A 21036-nucleotide genomic window follows, 5' to 3' on the forward strand; every position below is an offset into this window, starting at 1 on the left:
AGGTGAGTGGGAATACGTTGTCGGCAACGTATTCCCACTCACATCTGCCGTTGCACCCTCACTGGAAGGAACCCTTTCGTGGCGAGTAGCGCAGCCGAATTCGGTTCGAGCATCCTGGGATACCCGAGAATCGGCCCGCGGCGAGAATTGAAGCGCGCACTCGAGACCTACTGGAACGGTAAGTCGACGCCTGCCGCCCGCGCGGCACTCCAGTCCGTCGGTCGTTCCCTTCAGGAAGATACCTGGGACGAACTCCATGCAACCGGGTTGACACAAGTCCCCGGAAACACCTTCTCCTTCTACGATCATGTCCTCGACGACGCATTGCTTTTCGGGGCAGTTCCGACGCGCTTCGCCCCGCTCGAAGGGGGGATGCATCCGCTCGATTTCTACTTCACCGTTGCTCGCGGCAAGCCGGATCTCCCGCCGCTGGAGCTGGTGCGGTACTTCGACTCCAATTACTTCTACCGCCAACCCGAGATCGACGAGTCGACGCCGTTCTCACTGCACGCGGAGAGCCTGCTGGATGAGTTCGATCGGGCGAAGGCCCGCGGTATCGAACTGCGCCCCGTTGTGCTCGGCCCGGTATCGCTGCTGTTGTTGTCCAAGGCTGGATCTTCAGCAGCGCAAGGATTCTCCCCGCTCGATCGGCTGGGGGACCTGCTTGCGCAGTACAGTGCCCTCTTCGAGTTGCTTGCACTGCGAGGTGCCACCTGCATCCAGCTCGACGAGCCCGCATTCACTGCTGAACGAACAGCTGAGGAACTGGCAGCGCTCGACCGCGCGTACACCTCCCTGTCGACGACGGCGTTGCGTCCCCGACTTCTCGTGACAGGTCAATACGGGTCTCTCGGATCTGCGCTGCCGATTCTCGCAGCCACCAAGGTCGAGGCAATCGGGCTTGACCTCGTCGCAGGCAGACTCGAGCCGGAAGAGCTCGCCGCCATTGCTGGAATGAAACGCAAACGCCTCTACGCGGGAGTCATCGACGGCCGCACGGTGTGGCGTGCCGACCGCGTCGTCGTGCTCGACTACCTCGAGCGACTGAAAGAGGTGTGTGAAGACCTCGTCGTCTCGACGTCGTCGACTCTTCTGCACGTTCCGTACGACGTGCTGAGCGAGTACGACATCGACGGCAACGTCGCCGACCGTCTTGCGTTCGCGAAGCAAAAAGTCGGCGAGGTCGTTGCCCTGGCAAAGGCGCTCACCGACGGGCCGTCGGACAAGTGGCGCAAGAAGCCGACCGAGGTGCACTTCAAGCAGAAGCACGCGGTGCGGCACCGGGTCTACAACGTAACGCCCGACATGCGGGTTCGACAGCCGTACTCCGAGCGGAAGATCGCGCAGCGCAAGAAGCTGAATCTTCCGCTCGTGCCCGCCACCACCCTCGGTTCGTTCCCGCAAACTTCGGCAATGAGGCAGGCGAGATACGAACTGGGACAAGGCCGTATCGAAACCGCTGACTATCGCGCACTCGTCGAGGACGAGATCGAGCAGGTCATTCGGCTGCAGGAGGACATCGGGCTCGACGTTCTGGTGAACGGCGAGGTGGAACGCAACGACATGATTCAGTTCTTCGCCGAAGCGCTCGAAGGGTTCGCCACGACGACCAACGGGTGGGTCCAGACGTACGGATCACGATGCGTGCGTCCGCCCATCCTGTATGGAGACGTGGCAAGGCCGAAACCGATGAGTGTCGAGTGGACAGCGTTCGCGCAGTCGTTGACGGATAAGCCGGTCAAAGCAATCCTGACCGGACCCGTGACGATGCTCGCCCGTTCGTACGTGCGGAAGGACCTCCCACTGCACGAGGTGGCCGACCAGGTTGCCCTGACCATTCGCGACGAGATCGCCGATCTCGAGAAAGCCGGTATCGGGATCATTCAGGTCGACGAGCCGGCGTTGCGTGAACTGCTGCCCTCGCGTGAGAAGGGCCGCAAAGAATACCTCCGTTGGTCGGTCGAGGCGTTTCGGCTGGCGACGTCGGGTGCAAAGGCCGAGACCCAGATTCATACGCATTTGGGGTACTCCACTCGTGCGTCGGTGGTCGACGCGATCGAGAACCTCGATGCCGATGTCACGGCGATCGTGGCAACACGATCCATCGACTGGGTTCTCGGTGCTTTGCAGGAGAACGTCCTCAGCCATGGAGTCGGTCCTGGCGTGTACGAGAGTCGTTCGGCGCGTATCCCCGACATCGACGAACTCGACGAGCTACTGACACAGGCAGCCGCGACGATCGACATCGACCGGTTGTGGGCCAATCCCGACGGCGGCCTCAAAACGCGTAAGTATTGGCAACTGGAACCTTCGTTGCGTAACTTGGTGGCAGCGGCGCGACGGGTGCGCCGACGCGCAGAACAGGGGACAGCAGAGTGAGCAAGTCGAAGAAGTCCGGGGGACTCGTTCCGAAGGTGTTCGGAATTGTATTGGCGGCGACGGGTGCCGCGCATTTCGTCGTTCCAGAGGCGTTCGAAGGAATCACCAAGCGTCCTTTCCCTCGCGACACCAGGACCTGGATCAGCCGCAACGGAGCTACCGAACTAGCTGTCGGTGCTGCAATTGCGTACCCCAAGACTCGTAAGATCGGCCTCATCGGGCTCGGCACGTATGTCGGCTGGCTGGGTCTCAATATCGCCCGCAACGGGTAGAGCGCCGGTCCGGATTGTTGTGAATCACTCCCGCCTGCTGGGAATACCCTGCTGGCGGGAGTGTCCGCTTTGCATGGCTACCGATGCGTAGGTAGCAATGTAGCTATGACTTCAGCTACTGCATATACCGCGACAGCCCCTGATGCTCCGCTCGAGAAGGTCACCATCGAGCGTCGTGAGCTCGGACCCACCGATGTCCTCATCGAGGTCAAGTTCGCCGGTATCTGCCATTCCGATATCCACACCGCCCGGAACGAGTGGGGCGGTACCACCTACCCCGTCGTTCCGGGACACGAAATCGCGGGCATCGTCTCCGAGGTCGGTTCCGATGTAAGTAAGCACAAGGTCGGCGACCGCGTCGGCGTCGGGTGCTTCGTGGATTCCTGCGGCGAGTGCGAGGCCTGCCTTGCCGACGAAGAGCAGTACTGCAGCAAGGGCGTGACGGCGACCTACAACTCCAAGCAGGCCGACGGCACCATCACCCAGGGTGGTTACTCCACGCACATCGTCGTCACCGAAGGCTTCGTTCTTTCCATTCCGGAGGGAATCGAGCTCGACGTCGCGGCGCCTCTCCTGTGCGCAGGCATCACGCTGTACTCCCCGCTCAAGCACTGGGGAGCCGGGCCCGGCACGAAGGTCGCGATCATCGGTATGGGCGGACTGGGACATGTCGGCGTCAAGATCGCCAATGCACTCGGCGCCGAGGTGACCGTGCTCAGTCAGTCGCTCAGCAAGGAAGAGGACGGCAAGCGACTCGGTGCGCACCACTACTACGCCACTTCGGACGCCGCGACGTTCAAGAAGCTTCGTGGTGAATTCGACCTGATCATCAATACCGTGTCGGCAGAGATCGACATGGACAAGCACATGTCATTGCTTGCGATGAACGGCTCGCTCGTCATTCTGGGGCTTCCGTCCGAGCCCATCAAGGTGCGCGGATTCACCCTCGCGGCCAACCGTCGTAGCCTCGCGGGTTCGATGGTCGGTGGCATTGCGCAGACGCAGGAAATGTTGAACTTCTGCGCTGAACACCACATCGGTGCCGAAATCGAGACCATTGCCGCCGACAAGATCAACGAGGCGTACGAGCGCGTGTTGAAGAGCGACGTCCGCTACCGGTTCGTGATCGACGCCAAGACATTCTGAGTTCTCGTACGCCTTTCGTATCCGAAAATGTATGCGAAAGGCGTACTACGCGGGCGTAACGTCGAAGTCGGGTCAGCACAGTTCTCTTCGGCGAAGGGACCCGAGATGAAACTCAATACGTTCGCAGGCTGGGTTGGTTACGGATTGGCATTGTTTGCCGTCACTATGATGGGCTTGTTCCTGGTCGCAGTGGGTTCAGGGTACGACGCTCTAGCAGTGTTGGCAGGCAGTGTCTGCGTGGTGGCAATTGCGGGGGCCATGGGCCTGGTGGGCGGAGTGGTCAAGCACGATCACCGACTCCACCGCACTACCCCAAGACTGCTCTGACGGTTCGGGACTAGCTTTCAGCCAGCCGCCTTTTCTCCAGCTCGACGTCGAAATCGGCAGCGGGCCAGTCGAGTTCGAGCTGTTCCAGTGCATCGATCAGCAACTCTGTAACTGCAAGACGGCTGTACCACTTGTGGTCTGCCGGGATGACGAACCACGGCGCGTATTCAGTATTCGTCCGATCGATGGCGCGTTGGTACGCGGTGCGGTACTGCGGTAGGAATCCGCGCTCGGTGACGTCCCCCGGGTTGTACTTCCAGTGCTTGTCGGGACGATCCAGCCTCTCTTGCAGCCGCGCTCGCTGCTCTTCGGGCGAGACGAACAGGGCGACCTTGATGATGAGCGTGCCCTCTTCGGTGAGGTCCTTTTCGAATGCATTGATCTCGTCGAATCGTGGTTCCCACACCTGGCGCGGAACCAGGTCGTGGACCGCAACGACCAACACGTCTTCGTAATGCGAGCGATCGAAGACCCCGATCTTTCCGCCGCCGGGTAGGGCCTTACGAATACGCCACAAGTAATGGTGCTGCTTCTCTTCCTTGGTGGGAACGCCGAACGAGGCAAGGTCGATGCCCTGCGGATCGACCATTCCGATGACGTTGCGGACCATTCCGCCCTTGCCCGCAGTGTCCATTCCCTGCAGCACCAGAAGAATCGAGCGCAGATCTCCGGCACGGCCGTTGGCGTACAACTTCTCCTGAAGGGCGGAAAGGACTTTGCCGCGCTCGAGGAGGAGGGCCTGACCTTCGGCTTTCGTGCCCTCGAATCCAGGCGTCTCATCGAAATCGATGTCCTCGATACGCGTCGAATCGGTTGCGCGAAGAATCTTGGCGGCCGGGGTAGACCACAACGAAGGCGCCTCGCCGTTCGATTCCGCGTTTTTCGGTAACTCCGACTTCTCGGATGACTTGGCCATTTACCGACCTTAGTCGGCGGCGGAGAATCTACCCTGGAAATCATGGCACCGAAACTTGCGTCAGCGCAGTCCGTCGACCGCTCCGAAATTCTCGACTTCGTTGCTCCTCGACACCACCTGACCCTCATCACCGGTAAACGGGACGGCGGAGTGCAGGTCTCGCCGGTGACGGCCGGGCTCGATTCGGAAGGCCGCATCGTGATTGCGACGTACCCGGAGCGCGCGAAGGTCCACAACATTCGACGCAACCCGTCGGTGACCGCGCTGATTCACTCGGACGAGTGGAACGATGCGTACGTCCAAATCGACGGCACGGCCGAGATCATCGACCTCCCGGATTCGGTGGAACCGCTCGTCGAGTACTTCCGTAGCGTCGCCGGTGAGCATTCCGACTGGGACGAGTATCGAGAGGCGATGCGGAAGCAGGGAAAATCGTTGATACGCATCACCATCGAGAGCTGGGGCCCGATCGCCGAAGGTGGCTTCCCCCCGGGGAGGGTGTGATCAGCCCCCCCGGGGAGGGTGTGATCAGCCTTTTTCGAAGAGCGGTACCGCGTTGTCGAGGGCGTACTGGGTGCCTGCCGCTGATGCGGAAGAGAAGGCGTTGTTCAGGTCCTGGTCTCCGAGGACGACGAGTCGGCCGTCGCGAGCTGAGGGGAGTGCTTGGATGGCAGCGTCGTTGGTGATCGACTCGGCGCTGCTTCCGATCGGAAACATGACGGTCAGGTCGGCGTCGAGGGCAGCTGTGTTCTCGGCAGAGAGTGTGATTGCGTACTTGTTCGGCTCGGCGAGGGTCTGAATTTCGGGCTTGTTGACGAAACCGAGCCTCTTCATGAAGTCCACGCGGACGTCCCCGTCGACGTAGGCGCCGAGTTGGCCGCTGTAGAGCGTGCCGACGGCAACGGTCTTGTCGGCGAACTGCGGGTTCGCCGCGACGGCCTCGTCGAACTTTTTGTTGGTCTCGTCGATGATCTGGCGACCGTCCTCGGATTTACCGAGCGCGTCGGCGATCAGTTGGGTCTGCCCGTCCCATGTTGTTCCGTAGGCGATGTCGGTGCCGACGGGCGCGCCGACGGTCGGGGCGACGTCGGAAAGGTCCTCGTAGAGTGCCTGGTCGTTCGTGCTGCGAGTCCACAGGATCAGGTCGGGCTCGAGTGCGGCCACCGATTCGACGTCGATCTCGTAGGTACCGAGGATCGTCGGGCTGGTGTCGTAGCTTTCCTCGACCCATGGTCCGAGTCCGTCACCGCCGACGGCGAGCCAGTCGCTTGCGGCGACCGGCTGTATTCCGAGTGCGAGCGCCGTCTCGGCGTCCGACCATCCGAGTGCGACGACGCGTTGTGGAGCGGCCGGTACGGTGACCTCGCCGAACATCGTGTCGACGGTGGGGCCGTCGGCCGCGGGTTCGCTGCCTGAGTCGGTGCCACAGGCTGTCATGGTCACGACTGCGAGTGCAGCGATCACCGGGGCGAATGTCGAGAGTCTCCGAAAGTGCATAGGTAACGCTAACCTATGTTTCTCGTTTCGGGTACTTGCCCCCACGCGTCCTGCTCAGGGGCGGTCCTCGTCGACGAGCGGGTGCGGCTGCGATTTGAACTTGGCCGGCGATCCGTCGGCCTGCGCGACGCCGTGGATTCCACCCCACATCAACATGCAGAGATAGTCGATGAGGTCCTCGGCCGACATCGACTTGTTCGAGATCCACCAGTGCGTAGCCAGCTGAACGGCTCCGACGATCGCAAACGCCCAGGGCACCGACCCGCCGGAGTCCATTTCGCGAGCACGCAGTCGTTCGCCGAGGACGGTGGCGAGCAACTCGGCGATCATGCGCTCCGACTCGGCGACAACGTCACGATTGGTGCCGGCATTGTTGGCCATCACATAGAGGTAGACCTCGGGGTCGGTGGCGACCGTCTCCACATAGGCCGCGATGACAGCCCGGGTGAGTTGATATTCATCGAGTTCTTCCGAGATGGCCGTGTAGATCCGCGGGGCGAGGGTCGTCTCGACATAACGAGTCATCGTCGCGTTGGTCAGATCGTTCTTGTCGGTGAAGTAGCGATAGAGAACCGTCTTCGAGATCCCGATCTCCGACGCGATCTCGTCCATGCCGATCTCGCGGCCCCGCAAGCGAATTGCGGCCAACGTACCGTCGACGAGTTCTTCACGCCGGGCGATTTTGTGATCGCGCCACCGCCGTTTTCTACCGTCCGGCTTCGCTGGCTTCGTTGCCGCCTCGGTATCTGCTTTCTTGGTGTCGACTTCTGCTTCGAGTGTGCCGTCTTCCGTCGCTATCGGACTGCTCACTTTTGCCGCTGTCGTCGCATTTCTCGCCACGTGTATCCGCCGTATCCCGTCGTTTTCTTTCCCGCCTCAGCTTAGGCGTCCTCCTGCATCGATTTCTGCCGCACCGAGTTGCGTGTGCGGATCGGTGCATCCGGGACAACCGCTCTCGCCGAACACAGGCACAATGGCGAGGTGCAGCTGATGAACTTCGACGATGCGACCAAGCGTCGCGACCTTCGCAAGATGAAGGGCCTCGCCACGGGGTTCCTGGTATTCGCCACCGTGGTCTACATGTTCTGCAGATGGCAGGAGTCGCGAGGAGCAGGCGAGTGGGTCGGCTACGTCCGGGCCATGGCCGAGGCGGGAATGGTCGGCGCGCTGGCGGACTGGTTCGCGGTGACCGCACTCTTCAAGCACCCGTTGGGTATTCCGATCCCACACACGGCCATCATCAAGAAAAAGAAAGATCAGCTCGGTGCCAGCCTCGGCTCGTTCGTAGGAAGTAATTTCCTGGCGCCCGATGTGGTGTCGGAGAAAATCGCCTCGGCCCATATTCCGCTCCGTCTGGGGACGTGGTTGGCGCAGCCGAAGAACGCGGACAGGGTCGCGGCCGAATCGGCGACGGTGCTGCGCGGGGTCGTCGAAGTGCTGAACGACGACGACATCACACAGGTGATCGACAACACCATCGTGCGTAGGCTCGCCGACCCCGAATGGGGTCCGCCGATCGGTCGGGTGTTGGGCGAACTCATCAAGGAGAATCGCCAGTTGCCGTTGATCGACATGCTCGCCGAGCGTGCTCACCAGTGGGCGCTGGGCAGTCAGGAGATGATCGAACGCGTCGTCAGTCGTGATTCTCCGACCTGGTCACCGAAGTTCGTCGACACCCTGCTCGGGGAGAAGATCTACAAGGAACTCGTCGAGTTCACCTGGAAGGTCAGGTCGACGCCGGAGCACGAACTGAGGCTGGCTGCCAACAAGTTCCTCGTCGACTATGCGCACGATCTCCAGCATGATCCGGCGACGATCAAGAAGGCCGAATCGCTGAAGTCGCAGATCATGGGTCGCGCCGAGGTCACGGGGCTTGCATCCGCCACCTGGAAGGTCGCCAAGCGGTTGATCATGGAGTCGGTGGACGACCCGTCGAGCACATTGCGACGCAAGATCAGCGAGAACGCGGCCGGCTGGGGTGTTCGGCTACGCGACGACGACGAACTCCGAGGCAAGGTCGATGGCTGGCTGCTCGGCGGAGCACGCTACATCGCCGCGAACTATGCAGACGAGATCACCACGATCATTACCGACACGGTCGCGCGCTGGGATGCGGAAGAAGCGAGTTCGAAGATCGAGTTGCAGGTGGGTCGCGATCTCCAGTTCATCCGTATCAACGGCACCGTTGTCGGGGCGTTGGCAGGTTTGGCCATCTACTCGGTGTCGAATCTAATTTTTTGATGCGTCAACCTGCCGATTGTGCCCCTGGGCAGGAGTGCTAGCAGAGTGCTTGCAATAGCAAGCACTCTTGGGTAAGGTCGGACCTGACGCCGAGACCACAAGTTTCGATGCAGGAACGAGTAGCGAACATGACCCCCAGCAATGATGATCAGACCGACAATCAGGGGATAGTCGCCAAGGTCTCCGAAGCTACGGAGGTCGTGGCGGAGGCGAGTGATCTTGTCGCCAGTGTCGTGACCACAGCAGCATCGGACATAGGCAGTTACATCCGTTCGCAACGCGAGGCCGCGCAGGTGTCCATGCGGCAACTCGCGTCGAGGGCGGGGGTGAGCAATCCGTATTTGAGTCAGATCGAACGCGGGCTTCGTAAACCCTCCGCCGACGTGCTCGCGCAGATCGCCAAGGGTCTGCGCGTGTCCTCGGAAGCTCTATACGTACGGGCCGGGTTCTTGGAAGAGCGTCCACACGGTCCGGTTCGAGACACGCTGCTCGGCGACACCGAGATCACCGAACGGCAAAAGCACGTGCTGATCGAAATCTACGACTCGTTTCGTCGTGAGAACGAACAAGCGCGTAAGGCGAGCGACGCAACGTCGATCGAACCGTCGTCGCCGCCCGAACCAGATGTGTCAACAGACCCAGAATCACCCACACAGGAGTCTTCTCATGACTGATCCCAAAAACTTCGATATCCAGACCCCGCTTTACGCCGCAGTCGGCGCAGGCGACGCAGTTGTCCAGGCCGTCGCCGACGTCGTAGCGCAGGTTCGTTCACGCGCCGAGTCCCGCAGTACCGAGGTCACCGAGCGTGTCGATACCGCCCGGGCCCGGATTGCCGACCTGTCCGAAGATGTGACCGAGGGCGTAGAGGGTCTTCGTGAGCGCCTCGCCAAGTTGCCCGCCGAACTCCCTGACGAAATCGCCGACCTGCGTGAGCGTTTCACCCAGGACGAGCTGCGCAAGGTGGCCGAGGCATACCTGAAGGTCGCATCGGATCTTTACACCTCTCTCGCCGAGCGCGGCGAAGAGGCCGTCGAGCGCATCCGTCGCACACCGGCTGTCGAAGAAGGCCTCGATCGTGCGAACGCCGCAGCCAACGACGTCGTCGATCTCACCGAGCAAGCTCTGGGAACCGTTGCTTCGCAGACGCGCGCTGTCGGCGAACGCGCAGCTGCACTCGCAGGCATTGCGTCGGACAAGGTCCGCGAAACCGCGGACGAACTGGCCGACGAGATCGACGAGGCCGGTGACAACGCCAAGGAAGCTGCCACCGATGCCTCGCAGAAGGTCAGCGGAACCGCTGGCAAGGTCGAGTCCAAGACTCGCGGCAACGTGGATGCTCCATTGAAGAAGGCGGCTCCGGCGAAGAAGGCAGAGTCTGCCTCGACTCCCACGCCTGCTACCGCAGCCAAGCAGACCGCAGCGCCCGCCAAGAAGGCGCCTGCAAAGAAGTCCACTAGCTGACTTTCAACGCTGAACTCCCCCTGCATCGAGCGGTGTGGGGGGCGTTTTGCGTAGTATGGGTCTCGTGTTAGCCGTCGACAGTCTCACTTCGTGGATCCTTCTCATCCTTCGCTTCATCGCGCTGGGCGGTGCTGCCTACGCGGTATTCCACGCTGTCAGGCAGCGGCCCGACGCCTTCACTGCGGTGGACAAGCTGACCAAGCCTGTGTGGCTCGCCATCCTGATCGTGGCGTTGCTGGTCATCTTCGTTTTCGGAGCCATCAACTTCATCGGCCTGATCGGTGTGGTCGCGGTGTGCGTCTACCTGATCGACGTGCGGCCGAAGGTGGACAGCATTCAGCGCGGACCGCGCTGGTAGCTGCACCACGGCGTTGCTGCAGCGGCCGGGCCGTTGGCGCACGCGTGTGACCCGTACAGATCCGTTACGACGCTCGAGCTCTCGGCTGCGTCGTACCGGTCAGTCCTGTCACCAATATCGAAGGAGTTCGGTTCGTGGTTTCACGTAGAGCTGTAGAAGGTTCCATCCTCGGCATCGGAGGATTGGCTGCCGCGGCAGGAATCGGTGTCTACCTCGTGCGGCGACGGGCTCGCACTTCGATCACAAGGACCACCGATACTGCCCCGGACGCGTTACTGCGGACGCCGACATTCGTCCCCCGCATCGTCCCTGTCGTCACCGATGACGGCGCAGAACTTCACGTGCGCGTGTACGGCGACCCGGATGGTCCACCGATCGTGTTCAGTCACGGGTGGACATGTTCGGCGGACTACTGGATCCCGCAGATCAACGCGTTCGCGGAGAACTACTCGGTCATCGTTTACGACCAACGCGGCCACGGTCGCAGCGACGTCGGCACCAGGTTGCTCGGACCAGACGTCCTGGCCGACGACCTCGCGGACGTCCTGGCCGCCACCGTCACCGAGGACAACAAAGCCGTTCTGGTCGGGCACAGTATGGGCGGGATGTCGGTTATGGCGTGGGCCGGCCGCTACCCGAAACAGGTCGACCGACTTGTCAGCGCGGTACTGCTCGCAAGCACGGCCACCGACAGCCTCGTTCGCGAGACGACGGTCATTCCACTTCCGGAGCGTTTTCGTCGAATCCCGTTGCCACTTTCGCGCGTCGTACTCGGGTCGGCGGTGCCACTTAGGCCGTCACTGGTGATGCGACAGGCCATCAAGTACGTCTCGATGGCCCCCGGGGCGACACCTGCCGAGGTCGCGTTCTGCGAAAAGATCGTGCTCGAGTGCCAACCTCGGACGCGCGGCATCTGGGGAGCTGCGCTGACCGAACTCGATATTCACGAGGCTTTGGCCAACATGAGCGTGCCGACGAGTGTGCTGGTCGGTAGCGCGGATCGGCTGACTCCACCGGTGCAAGCGCGCAAGCTTGCGCAGGCGTTGGAGAGCCACGATCACCTCAGCAGGCTGATCGAGATACCGCGGATCGGGCATATGAGCTCCGTCGAGGCGATCGACGAGTTCAACGAAGAGGTATTGCGCCTGCGGCTTCTCTGATGACTCTGGGCCTCAGCTGAAGACGACGGTCTTCTTGCCGTGAACGAGGACTCGGTCCTCGAGGTGCCAGCGCAGTCCGCGGGACAGAACCAGTTTTTCGATGTCGCGGCCTTGCCGGACCATGTCCGCGACTTCGTCGGAGTGGTCGACGCGGATGACGTCCTGCTCCAGGATCGGGCCCGCGTCGAGTTCGGCGGTCACGTAGTGGCAGGTTGCCCCGATCAGCTTCACTCCGCGGGCGAATGCCTGGTGATACGGACGCGCACCGACGAACGACGGCAGGAAGCTGTGATGGATGTTGAGGGCACGGCCCGACCAATGAGCGCACAGTTCCTCGGGTAGTACCTGCATGAACCGGGCGAGTACGACGGCATGTGGATCGTACGAGTCGACGAGGTCACGGACTTCGTCGAAAGCAGGGCCGCGCTCAGCGGGGTCCTTGGCGAATTCGACGTGGTGAAACCGAACGCCGTGCGCGGTCGCAACCGACTCGAGAGACTTGTGATTGCCGATCACTGCGGAGATCTCGGCGGGCAGCTCGCCGCCGGCGGCGCGCCCCAGCAGGTCGTGCAGGCAGTGCGCTTCCTTGCTGACCAGAATGACCACACGCTTGCGTTCGCCCGAATCGTGAAGTGTCCATTCGGTTTCCGGGCCGATCTCGGCCGCGACGGCTTCGAAGCGAGCCCGTAATTCGTCGATGCTCATATCGACCGAAGACGCACGGACTGCTTGCCGAGTGAAGAACCAGTCGGTGTCGGGATCAGCGTGGTACGCGGCCTCGACGATCCAGCCACCGACGTCGGCGAGGAATGTCGAGATCTTGGCGACGATGCCCGTGCGGTCGGGGCATCCGAGTGACAGGACGTAGCGACGATCGTCGGCGACAGCAGCGGAGCTCATTTCTCGATTGTCTCAGGTGGTCCGGACAGTAGTGTCCACCAGTGTGCGCGCAGCGCACGAGTCGATGCCGAGGCTGGTCAGTACCTTCCAAAAGCCGCTGGGGAGCGTTCGTCCCAAGCGAGTCCTCCTCGGCCGTCGGGCTGTGGTTGGCTTGCCTCCATGTCTCTCACCCGCGCCGAACTGGCCCGCATGGTCGACCACACGCTGCTCAAACCGGAAGCCACCCGCGCAGACGTGGAGGCGCTGATCGTCGAGGGCCGCGCTCTCGGAGTGCTCGCGGTCTGCGTCTCACCGTCGATGCTGCCCATCCACGCTGAGGGACTGGTGACCGCCGTCGTGGCCGGATTTCCGTCCGGCAAGCATCATTCCCTCGTCAAGGGGGCGGAAGCGCGACTGGCAGTCGATCAGGGTGCCCGCGAAATCGACATGGTGATCGACATAGGTGCAGCGGTCGAGGGGGATTACAACGCGGTGCTCGCCGACATCCTGACGGTTCGTGAAGCCATCGGCCCGTCGGCGATCCTGAAGGTCATCATCGAATCGGCCGCACTGTCCGAGGAAGCGATCGTCGAAACCTGTGTGGCGGCGGAGAGGGCGGGCGCCAATTTCGTCAAGACGTCCACCGGCTTCCATCCCGCCGGAGGCGCGAGTGTCGAGGCAGTGAAGTTGATGGCAGCCACCGTCGGGGGCAGGCTCGGGGTGAAAGCCAGCGGCGGTATCCGGACGACCGAGGCGGCGCTGGCCATGGTCGAAGCAGGTGCAACGCGATTGGGTCTGTCCGGGACGCGAGCAGTACTGGACGGTCTCTGAGTCTGCCCCACGCCTTGTGCGTACCCTCCGGCACGCACAAGGCGCGCCAGGTCAGGCGATCAGGGAGCAGCCCTCGGGCGTCTGCTGGGTCTGGTCCGCCGAAACCGGAGGGAGGGTGTACTGATCTCCCTGCAAGGTGAGTTCGATGCCTGAGTCGGTGACGGTCAGTGAGGTCGGTGCCATGTCGAGCGGGTACTGCTGCAAGCTGTCCGACAGAACCCCGACGATGCTGTCCACCAGATCGGTTGGGATTCCAAGTCCCAGAATCGACGCGCCGACGGTCTGGACATCCACGCTGCCGCCTGCGACGACCGGCTTGACGGTCAGCTCTGCGAGTCCGCCGACTGCGAAGGACAACGTGCCCGCACTTGCGTCGCTCGTCACGCCGGTGACTAGTGCGCCGATGCCTTGCGACTGCAGCGTCGACGCGATGCCTGCCGTGGACCAGTCGATGTCCGCGCTCGACGAGCCGATCGTGCCGTTGCTGTCCGCGCTCTGCTGAAAGTTCACGTCGTTGACCTCGGCGTGCACTGTCATGCCTTCGGCGGGCCCGAACCGTGCGTCGTTGCTGTCCAGGGTCACCGAGGAGACCTGCTTGTCGATCAGCGAGATCAGTATCGGCTTCCAACCGAGGCCGACGTCGACCTGACTGCCGATTTCACTTTCGAGCTGGCCTGCCAGGCAAGACTTGATCTGCTGACGGAAGAACAGTTCTCCGCCGAGCAGCGCCGCGACCACCAGGACGGCAACGAGCACCAAGATCAAGGGAGTTTTGCTTCGTGTCATTCGGAGCAGTCTTCCCGAAGAATCTGAAAGAGCTCTGTGAATCTGGCCGATGCGGCGAGTCGGAGGGTATGGAAGTGAAACGTCGACGCAATCCGCGCCGCGTTTTTGTGACCTGCAACACACCTTCACGTACTGTCTAATGCATGAGCACGATAGAAGGAAGCGACGCCGAACTCCGTCGTCTCGCGGCGAGTCAGGACGGATATTTCACCACCGAACAGGCAGAAGGTCTCGGGTTCGGTCGCTCGGCGCTCCACGCCAATTTCGTCGCCGGTGATTGGATGCGAGTCGAGCGCAACCTCTGTCGACTCAGCGATTGGCCGCGCAGCGACCTCGAACAGTTCGCAATGTGGTGCGCGTGGTTCGGCGGCGACGCCGTCATCTCGCATCAGAGCGCGGCGGAACTACACGGATTCGGTCACCTGCATCCGCAGTTCGTACACGTATCCGCGTTCACCGATCTTCGTCTCACCGACACCCGCCTCGCCGTTCATCGGCTCCAGCTCGCACCGCACGACTTCGAGTCGACGGGCACCTTTCGGCTCACGACGCCGATCCGCACGGTCCTCGACCTCGCGGGAGGCGGAATCTCCCAGATAACCCTCGACGAGGTCGTCGGTGACGCTGTTGCCATCGGTCGCGTCGACGCAGGAGCGTTGTATCAGGAAGCTACTGCTGGATCCGACCGCGTCTCCGAGCGCATCGAATTGGCTCTCTCCGCCTGTATCTAGGCGCCTGTATCTAGGCGTTGGGCCGCACGAGGTCCCATGGCACAGTCAGAACGTTGTCCCGCATCCGTCGACGAGGAAGCACCGTCGGCACTCCGTTGCCTGCCAACTGTCTCAGCGCGGCGTGCCACCGCACCCGAGGGCCGAACGGTGCCAACGGCGCTGCCGTCGACCAGGCGCGGTCTGCGGCCTGTAATAGTCGGTGAATGGGTTCGCCTGGGATATTGCGGTGAATGAGCACTTTGGGTAACCGTTCGGCGATATCCGAGGGCATGGCCACGGTGAACGGATCCCATGCCAGGGTCAGCGAGATCGGTCCGTGAGCGTCTAGCAGGACCCATGCACAGCGTCGACCCAGCTCGTCGCAGGTGCCGTCGACGAGCAGTCCTCCGGGCGCGAGTCCGGACAGAATGCGCGACCAGGCTTCGGGCACAGCTTCTTCGGGATACTGCCGAAGCACGTTGAATGCACGAACGAGGTTCGGGCGGAGTCCTGCCATTTCGAAGCCGCCGCGGGCGAAATTCACACCCTCGACCGAGTCCACCACGCGTGCGGGGTCGATTTCGAGTCCGGTGACGCGCAGGTCGGGCCGGATCGTGCGTAGCCGACGGGCCATCTCCAGAGTGGTGTCCGGTCGCGCTCCGTAGCCGAGATCGACGACGAGCGGATCGGGTGCCTCGATGAGCGTGTGTCGCACGGCCACACTGTGGGTGAGCCACCGATCGCTGCGACGAAGTCGGTTGATTCCGGTAGTGCCTCTGGTTATGACGCCTTCAGGAGTGGAGCCTGCGGAACGACCATGAAAAGCAGGAGTGGAGCTTGCGGAACGACCAGAGTGGGCAGGAGTGGAGCCTGCGGAACGACCAGGAAAAGCAGGAGTGGAGCCTGCGGAGCGGCTGGGGTGGTCAGGAGTTCTGCGCAAGCCAGTCGGCTGTCACTTCGCCTTCACCGCGCCACAGGTCGATGAGGTTGACCAGCATGAGCTGCTCGAGTTTGCTACCGATGAACGGCAGGAAGACTTTGGCTTCCGAGGAGGTTCGAAGGGTCGATCCGGCTTCGGTCGCGAACAGTGAGGTGGAACCTTTCAGGCTGCCGGGGCCGGCCGGGATGGAGGCATCGTATTTGCCCGAAGTCGTTTCGCCGAATGGGTCGAAGTGCACGTTCCGGGTGATGATCATGTCCTTTTTGAGGACCGTCTGCGCGATGTCCGGCAGTTCGGTCCGCGGAATGATGTGGTGCATCACGATGTCGATTCCGTCGTCTCCGACCTCGAAACTTTTCAGCTCGTTGTGGGAGTACTTCTTCATCTCCTCGATACGGGCGTCCCAGTGATCGCGGCTGGACAACGCGGCGTACACCTGCTCGGTGGAGTGGGTGAACCGGGCTGAGTAGTTCATGCGGCGAGCCATAGTGCAACAGGGTACCGGCTTCGTCGGCGGGCCTGGCCAGGGTGCCTACCCGCCGGTATAACCGGTCAGCTCAGATTTTTCGCGATCCATTCCGCTGTGAATCCGTGCTCGTCGTCGATGAGCGAGAGGACCTGCTCGCTGATCATGGCTTCGATCTTGCCGCCGAAGATCGGCACCTTTACTTCCGTGGTGCCGGACAACGACATGGTCGACGCTTCGGCGTTTCCTTCGAGCAGCGTGGTTCCGGAGACCGCGGCGGGAGCTCCCTCGACTGTGGCACCGAACTTGCCCTCGGCGCGGTTTCCACCGATCGGGCCCCAGGACTCGGTGCGCTCGATGACGAGCGGGCCCTTCTTGAATGCGGTGACGGCAGCGGGCAGTTCTTCTTCCGGGATGGATTGGGACATGACGACGCTGATCGTCCCGTTAATTGCATGCACGCTGACCAGGCGTGCGCTGGGACCGCCGATCTCCTCGATGCGGTCCTTCCAGTACTGCTCGGACACGAGCGCGGCGTGCACCTTGTCGACGGGTGCGGGAACGGACGCGCTGTGCGCGATGGGGCGAGGCATACGCGGAGGTTACCGGGTGGCTCGGAGGACTATGTGAGACCGGTACCCTGGGTTCCCGTGCCTACCGCAATTTCCGAGCTCACCACGATGCGTGTCGGCGGCCCGGCTCGCGAGTTCGCCGTCGCCGCCAGTAGTGACGAGCTTGTAGCCCTGGTCCAGGATGCTGATGCGTCGGGGACGCCCGTGCTACTCGTCGGCGGGGGATCGAACCTCGTTGTCGGCGACGACGGCTTCGACGGCCTGGTCGTCAAGGTCGAGACGTCGGGGATGCGGATCGACGGTGAGTCGCTCTGGGTCGCTGCGGGGACGCCGTGGGATTCGGTGGTGGCCGCCTCGCTGGACGAGGGATTGGCCGGACTCGAAGCGCTCTCGGGTATTCCCGGGCTCTCCGGTGCGACGCCCGTTCAGAACGTCGGCGCGTACGGCACGGTGACGTCGGACGTGTTGGCGAGCTTGAGCGTGTACGACCGTGAGACCGGGGAGAGAGCAACCTGGACGCCGGATCGGTGTGGGTTCGGATTACATCGCCAGTCGGTGTTCAAGCACTCGAGCCGGTACGTCATTCTCGATACCACTATGAAGCTTCGTCGGTCCGAATCCTCGGATCCGGTCCGGTATGCGGGCCTTGCCGACCGACTCGGGGTGAGCATCGGCGACACGGTCGCAGCCAAGGAAGTTCGTGAAGCAGTGCTGGATCTGCGCGGGCAGAAGGGCATGGTTCTCGACGCCGAGGACCATGACACCTGGAGTGTCGGATCATTTTTTCTCAATCCGGTGATGACCACGGTTCCGGCCAAGGCAGCGCGCGCCCCGCAGTACCCTGACCCGTCGGGTATCAAGGTGCACGCTGCATGGCTCATCCAGAACGCGGGCTTCGCGCACGGGTACGGCCGTGAGTTCGGTGCAGGGACCGTCTCGCTGTCGACCAAGCACGTGCTGGCCGTCACCAACCGGGGCGGTGCACGCACAGCGGATGTCATGGCCTTCGCTTCACACATTCGCGACGGAGTCGAAGCAGAGTTCGGCATCACACTCGTCCCCGAATGCGATTTGGTCGGTTGCTCGCTGAACTGACCTGTTCACTCGGCATACCATCGAATAGCAGTTACATGGGAGTTCTGATCCGCAGCAGCTGCGGGAGTGCAGGCTATGGGTACCACTCATGAAAGAGGAGTAATTCTTTGCAGGTCACAAGCGTCGGACATGCCGGATTTCATATTCAGACCGATGCCGGCAGCATTCTGTGCGATCCGTGGGTGAACCCCGCCTACTTCACCTCGTGGTTCCCTTTCCCCGACAACTCGCAGCTGGACTGGGACGTTCTCGGCGATTGTGACTACCTCTACGTCTCGCACCTGCACAAGGATCACTTCGACCCGAAGAATCTGGCCGAGCACGTCAACAAGGACACGACCGTGCTGTTGCCGGACTACCCGGTCCCGGACCTTCGGCACGAGCTCGAGAAGCTCGGCTTCCACAAATTCTTCGAGACCACGACGTCGGTGAAGCACACGGTGTCCGGCCCCAAGGGCGACCTGGACATCATGATCATCGCGCTCCGCGCACCCGCGGACGGCCCCATCGGTGACTCGGGGCTCGTAGTGTCCGACGGCAAGACCGTCGCGTTCAACATGAACGACGCGCGGCCGGTCGACCTCGATGTCCTCACCGAGCAGTTCGGGCACGTGGACGTGCACATGCTGCAGTACTCCGGCGCAATCTGGTACCCGATGGTCTACGACATGGTCGAGCGCGCGAAGCGAACGTTCGGTGAACAGAAGCGTCAGCGTCAGATGGACCGTGCGCGTCAGTACATCGAGCAGATCGACGCCACCTGGGTCATCCCGTCGGCTGGGCCGCCGTGCTTCCTCGACGACGAGTTGCGGTTCCTCAACGACGTCTACGAAGATCCGTCGAACATCTTCCCGGACCAGATGGTCTTCCTCGACCAGATGCGTCGCAACGGCCATGACAAGGGTCTGTTGATGATGCCGGGAACCACCTCGACGTTCGAGGGCAGTGAGCTGCTCGCGCACGAGCATCCGATTCCGGTCGAGGAGGTCGAGGCGATCTTCACCACCGGAAAGGCCGACTACATCGAGGCGTATGCCCAGCGTCAAGCCGGGGTCATCGCCGCGGAGAAAGCTGCGTGGGCTCCGGCCGAGGGTGAGCTTTTGCTCGAGCCGCTTCGCGCCTTGTTCGAACCGATCATGATTCAGTCCGATCAGATCTGCGACGGCATCGGCTACCCGGTTGCGATGATGCTCGGCGAGGAAACCGTCGTACTCGATTTTCCGAAACGGATCGTGCGTGAGCCGATCGCGAAGGAACGGTTCCGCTACAGCTTCACGATCGCGCCCGAACTGGTTCGCACGGCCGTGCGTGACGAGGAGCCCGATTGGGTCAACTCGATCTTCCTGTCCACACGCTTCCGGGCTCGCCGAGTCGGCGGATACAACGAGTTCCTGTACACATTTTTCAAATGCTTGACGGACGAGCGCATTGCGTACGCGGACGGTTGGTTCGCCGAAGCACACGACGACACCGCGACCATCGTCAAGGACGGCTACGAGATCCAGCGTCGTTGCCCGCACTTGAAGGCCGATCTGTCGAAGTTCGGAATCGTCGAGGGCAACAAGCTGACCTGCAATTTGCATGGGTGGGACTGGAACCTCGACACCGGGCGTTGCCTGACATCGAATGGGCACGAGTTGCGGACGAGAAAGCTCGACTGACGGCTCGGGCCGAAGTGAATTCGATGTGAATCTGCCCGCACCGGCGGCTCGGATAGGCCGGACTGCGATCTCCGCAGGTACGTTGGAAAGCGTGCATACGCAGGTAGAACGGACAAATCGAACGCGATTGCTGTGGTTGATCACGGTTTTCGCAGCATTGGCGGCATTGGTTTCGGGCTGCACCATCGGCGGTAACGACGCGGGCTCCTCCGGCAGTGGAGCGTCCGCGGCCGAGGCCGCTCCCGTCGCCGAGGTGTCCTCGACTCCCGCCGACGGCGCCGAGGACGTCAGTCCTATCGCGCCGATTTCGGTGTCGGTGAAGAACGGGACGCTGGGCGAGGTCACGCTCACCAACGAAGACGGCAAAGTAGTTCAGGGTGCCCTCGCGCCGGACAAGACGTCGTATGCCGTCACCGAGCCGCTCGGGTACGGCATCACGTACAGCTGGGCGGGCACTGCAGTCGGCACCGACGGTAAGTCCGTCGCAGTCGAGGCAAGCTTCACCACGGTCGAGCCGGACAGCCGTACCTCGGTCAGCACCAACATCGGTGACGGCCAAGAGGTGGGCATCGCGGCGCCGATCATTCTGCAGTTCGATTCGGCGATCGAGAACAAGGCCGCGGTCGAGAAGGCATTGACGGTCACCACCAACCCTCCGACGCCCGGTGCCTGGGCCTGGTTCCCCGATGACAACGGCTCACGCGTGCACTGGCGCCCGACGAACTACTGGGCGCCCGGCACGGCCGTATCGGTCGAGGCCAAACTGTACGGCTTGGATTATGGCAACGGCGCGTACGGCGCTGACGATGTGTCCATCGACTTCACTGTCGGGCGCAGTCAGGTGGTGAAAGCTGATGCCACCAGTCACCGCATGCAGGTCGTCCGTGACGGCCAGACCATCATGGACATCCCTGTCAGCTACGGCGAGGGCGACGAGGAACGCAATGTGACGCGCAGCGGTATCCATGTGGTGACCGAGAAGCACGAGGACTTCCTCATGTCGAACCCGCCGTTCTACGAGAATGTGCGCGAACGCTGGGCAGTGCGGATTTCCAACAACGGCGAGTTCATTCACGCCAACCCGCTGACCACGGGTGTTCAGGGCGCATCCAACGTCACCAACGGCTGCATCAACCTCTCGGACGCCGATGCTCAGCAGTACTTCGCTACGGCGATGTACGGCGACCCGGTGGAGGTCACGGGTACGCGCATCGACCTCTCCGCTGCGGATGGCGACCTGTACGACTGGGCGATCGACTGGCCGACGTGGCAGTCGATGTCCGAGCTGCCCGTTGGAGCAGCGACTCCGGCGCCGGTCCCGGCAAACTAGTTACCG

23 protein-coding genes are annotated in these 21036 nt (G+C 62.3%); 15 read left to right on the forward strand and 8 right to left on the reverse strand.

Going from position 1 to position 21036, the window contains the following annotated elements; translation table 11 throughout:
• Positions 1-78: 78 nt before the first annotated feature.
• The 4 genes from metE (at position 79) to H2510_RS07765 (ending at position 4124) form a co-directional block, all read left to right on the forward strand.
• Entirely contained in the window at positions 79-2379 is a 2301-nt protein-coding gene (metE, locus tag H2510_RS07750; RefSeq protein WP_186627755.1) for a 5-methyltetrahydropteroyltriglutamate--homocysteine S-methyltransferase, read from the forward strand.
• Positions 2376-2651, forward strand: coding sequence for a hypothetical protein (locus H2510_RS07755; RefSeq protein ID WP_084346243.1), 276 nt, complete (start codon positions 2376-2378; stop codon positions 2649-2651). The genes metE and H2510_RS07755 overlap by 4 nt, the downstream gene beginning before the upstream one ends.
• A 105-nt stretch (positions 2652-2756) precedes the next feature.
• Positions 2757-3797: an NAD(P)-dependent alcohol dehydrogenase gene (locus H2510_RS07760; protein ID WP_186627756.1), complete on the forward strand. Its 1041-nt coding sequence runs from the start codon at positions 2757-2759 to the stop codon at positions 3795-3797.
• A 105-nt stretch (positions 3798-3902) separates the two neighbouring features.
• Complete coding sequence (locus H2510_RS07765; protein WP_186627757.1) at positions 3903-4124, forward strand: hypothetical protein; 222 nt, start codon at positions 3903-3905, stop codon at positions 4122-4124.
• Between the two features lie 10 nt (positions 4125-4134).
• Here H2510_RS07765 and H2510_RS07770 read toward each other — a convergent pair whose 3' ends face one another.
• Entirely contained in the window at positions 4135-5040 is a 906-nt protein-coding gene (locus H2510_RS07770; RefSeq protein WP_186627758.1) for a polyphosphate kinase 2 family protein, read from the reverse strand.
• 42 nt (positions 5041-5082) lie between these two features.
• Between H2510_RS07770 and H2510_RS07775 the strand changes: the two genes are divergently transcribed.
• Positions 5083-5544 (forward strand): PPOX class F420-dependent oxidoreductase, encoded by a 462-nt coding sequence (locus H2510_RS07775; RefSeq protein ID WP_186627759.1) that lies wholly within the window; start codon positions 5083-5085, stop codon positions 5542-5544.
• 24 nt (positions 5545-5568) lie between these two features.
• Here the strand turns inward: H2510_RS07775 and H2510_RS07780 are convergent, their stop codons facing one another.
• Both H2510_RS07780 and H2510_RS07785 read right to left on the reverse strand, forming a co-directional pair.
• A complete protein-coding gene (locus tag H2510_RS07780; protein ID WP_315901288.1) occupies positions 5569-6504 on the reverse strand; it encodes an iron-siderophore ABC transporter substrate-binding protein in 936 nt (311 codons plus the stop codon).
• A gap of 87 nt (positions 6505-6591) precedes the next feature.
• Positions 6592-7347, reverse strand: a complete 756-nt coding sequence (locus H2510_RS07785) for a TetR/AcrR family transcriptional regulator (protein ID WP_397517331.1) — start codon at positions 7345-7347, stop codon at positions 6592-6594.
• 180 nt (positions 7348-7527) lie between these two features.
• Between H2510_RS07785 and H2510_RS07790 the strand changes: the two genes are divergently transcribed.
• The 5 genes from H2510_RS07790 to H2510_RS07810 all read left to right on the forward strand — a co-directional run bounded on the left by H2510_RS07790 (position 7528) and on the right by H2510_RS07810 (position 11760).
• Entirely contained in the window at positions 7528-8778 is a 1251-nt protein-coding gene (locus tag H2510_RS07790; protein ID WP_186627761.1) for a DUF445 domain-containing protein, read from the forward strand.
• A gap of 128 nt (positions 8779-8906) precedes the next feature.
• Positions 8907-9452 carry a helix-turn-helix domain-containing protein gene (locus H2510_RS07795; protein ID WP_186627762.1) on the forward strand — a complete coding sequence of 182 codons (546 nt, stop codon included), beginning with the start codon at positions 8907-8909 and terminating at the stop codon, positions 9450-9452.
• Positions 9445-10242, forward strand: a complete 798-nt coding sequence (locus H2510_RS07800; protein ID WP_186627763.1) for a heparin-binding hemagglutinin — start codon at positions 9445-9447, stop codon at positions 10240-10242. Before H2510_RS07795 ends, H2510_RS07800 begins: the two co-directional genes overlap by 8 nt.
• A gap of 55 nt (positions 10243-10297) precedes the next feature.
• Entirely contained in the window at positions 10298-10600 is a 303-nt protein-coding gene (locus H2510_RS07805) for a DUF2516 family protein (RefSeq protein WP_084346235.1), read from the forward strand.
• 134 nt (positions 10601-10734) lie between these two features.
• Complete coding sequence (locus H2510_RS07810) at positions 10735-11760, forward strand: alpha/beta fold hydrolase (RefSeq protein WP_186627764.1); 1026 nt, start codon at positions 10735-10737, stop codon at positions 11758-11760.
• A gap of 12 nt (positions 11761-11772) precedes the next feature.
• Here H2510_RS07810 and purU read toward each other — a convergent pair whose 3' ends face one another.
• The gene (purU, locus tag H2510_RS07815) at positions 11773-12660 is read right to left on the reverse strand and encodes a formyltetrahydrofolate deformylase (protein WP_084346234.1); all 888 of its coding nucleotides are present in this window, start codon (positions 12658-12660) and stop codon (positions 11773-11775) included.
• A 159-nt stretch (positions 12661-12819) separates the two neighbouring features.
• Between purU and deoC the strand changes: the two genes are divergently transcribed.
• Positions 12820-13470 (forward strand): deoxyribose-phosphate aldolase, encoded by a 651-nt coding sequence (gene deoC, locus H2510_RS07820; protein ID WP_186627765.1) that lies wholly within the window; start codon positions 12820-12822, stop codon positions 13468-13470.
• Positions 13471-13521: 51 nt separating this feature from the next.
• Here the strand turns inward: deoC and H2510_RS07825 are convergent, their stop codons facing one another.
• The gene (locus H2510_RS07825; RefSeq protein WP_186627766.1) at positions 13522-14256 is read right to left on the reverse strand and encodes a DUF2993 domain-containing protein; all 735 of its coding nucleotides are present in this window, start codon (positions 14254-14256) and stop codon (positions 13522-13524) included.
• Positions 14257-14399: 143 nt separating this feature from the next.
• Here H2510_RS07825 and H2510_RS07830 point away from each other — a divergent pair, with 143 nt between their 5' ends.
• The gene (locus H2510_RS07830; protein ID WP_186627767.1) at positions 14400-14987 is read left to right on the forward strand and encodes a hypothetical protein; all 588 of its coding nucleotides are present in this window, start codon (positions 14400-14402) and stop codon (positions 14985-14987) included.
• Positions 14988-14997: 10 nt separating this feature from the next.
• Here H2510_RS07830 and H2510_RS07835 read toward each other — a convergent pair whose 3' ends face one another.
• From H2510_RS07835 to H2510_RS07845, 3 genes are all read right to left on the reverse strand, one after another.
• On the reverse strand, positions 14998-15729 hold the full coding sequence (locus H2510_RS07835; RefSeq protein ID WP_397517344.1) for a class I SAM-dependent methyltransferase: 732 nt from the start codon (positions 15727-15729) through the stop codon (positions 14998-15000).
• 160 nt (positions 15730-15889) lie between these two features.
• A complete protein-coding gene (locus H2510_RS07840) occupies positions 15890-16393 on the reverse strand; it encodes a DUF2505 domain-containing protein (RefSeq protein ID WP_186627768.1) in 504 nt (167 codons plus the stop codon).
• Positions 16394-16458: 65 nt separating this feature from the next.
• Positions 16459-16965 carry a DUF2505 domain-containing protein gene (locus H2510_RS07845; protein WP_186627769.1) on the reverse strand — a complete coding sequence of 169 codons (507 nt, stop codon included), beginning with the start codon at positions 16963-16965 and terminating at the stop codon, positions 16459-16461.
• A gap of 57 nt (positions 16966-17022) precedes the next feature.
• On the opposite strand from H2510_RS07845, the gene H2510_RS07850 reads away from it, so the two are divergent.
• The 3 genes from H2510_RS07850 to H2510_RS07860 all read left to right on the forward strand — a co-directional run bounded on the left by H2510_RS07850 (position 17023) and on the right by H2510_RS07860 (position 21030).
• On the forward strand, positions 17023-18039 hold the full coding sequence (locus H2510_RS07850) for a UDP-N-acetylmuramate dehydrogenase (RefSeq protein ID WP_186627770.1): 1017 nt from the start codon (positions 17023-17025) through the stop codon (positions 18037-18039).
• A gap of 107 nt (positions 18040-18146) precedes the next feature.
• A complete protein-coding gene (locus tag H2510_RS07855) occupies positions 18147-19700 on the forward strand; it encodes an MBL fold metallo-hydrolase (protein WP_186627771.1) in 1554 nt (517 codons plus the stop codon).
• 91 nt (positions 19701-19791) lie between these two features.
• Positions 19792-21030: an Ig-like domain-containing protein gene (locus tag H2510_RS07860; RefSeq protein ID WP_397517332.1), complete on the forward strand. Its 1239-nt coding sequence runs from the start codon at positions 19792-19794 to the stop codon at positions 21028-21030.
• Positions 21031-21036 lie beyond the last annotated feature (6 nt).

Source organism: Rhodococcus sp. BP22 (genome assembly GCF_014281965.1).
GTDB lineage: Bacteria > Actinomycetota > Actinomycetes > Mycobacteriales > Mycobacteriaceae > Rhodococcoides.

Bases quoted from the DNA above. Each gene is read 5' to 3' on its own strand.
- H2510_RS07775 (WP_186627759.1), top strand. From the start codon at position 5,083: ATGGCACCGAAACTTGCGTCAGCGCAGTCCGTCGACCGCTCCGAAATT.
- H2510_RS07840 (WP_186627768.1), bottom strand. From the start codon at position 16,393: ATGGCTCGCCGCATGAACTACTCAGCCCGGTTCACCCACTCCACCGAG.
- purU (WP_084346234.1), bottom strand. From the start codon at position 12,660: ATGAGCTCCGCTGCTGTCGCCGACGATCGTCGCTACGTCCTGTCACTC.
- H2510_RS07845 (WP_186627769.1), bottom strand. From the start codon at position 16,965: ATGCCTCGCCCCATCGCGCACAGCGCGTCCGTTCCCGCACCCGTCGAC.
- H2510_RS07805 (WP_084346235.1), top strand. From the start codon at position 10,298: ATGGGTCTCGTGTTAGCCGTCGACAGTCTCACTTCGTGGATCCTTCTC.
- H2510_RS07770 (WP_186627758.1), bottom strand. From the start codon at position 5,040: ATGGCCAAGTCATCCGAGAAGTCGGAGTTACCGAAAAACGCGGAATCG.
- H2510_RS07795 (WP_186627762.1), top strand. From the start codon at position 8,907: ATGACCCCCAGCAATGATGATCAGACCGACAATCAGGGGATAGTCGCC.
- H2510_RS07790 (WP_186627761.1), top strand. From the start codon at position 7,528: ATGAACTTCGACGATGCGACCAAGCGTCGCGACCTTCGCAAGATGAAG.
- deoC (WP_186627765.1), top strand. From the start codon at position 12,820: ATGTCTCTCACCCGCGCCGAACTGGCCCGCATGGTCGACCACACGCTG.
- H2510_RS07765 (WP_186627757.1), top strand. From the start codon at position 3,903: ATGAAACTCAATACGTTCGCAGGCTGGGTTGGTTACGGATTGGCATTG.
- H2510_RS07825 (WP_186627766.1), bottom strand. From the start codon at position 14,256: ATGACACGAAGCAAAACTCCCTTGATCTTGGTGCTCGTTGCCGTCCTG.
- H2510_RS07830 (WP_186627767.1), top strand. From the start codon at position 14,400: ATGAGCACGATAGAAGGAAGCGACGCCGAACTCCGTCGTCTCGCGGCG.
- H2510_RS07800 (WP_186627763.1), top strand. From the start codon at position 9,445: ATGACTGATCCCAAAAACTTCGATATCCAGACCCCGCTTTACGCCGCA.
- H2510_RS07760 (WP_186627756.1), top strand. From the start codon at position 2,757: ATGACTTCAGCTACTGCATATACCGCGACAGCCCCTGATGCTCCGCTC.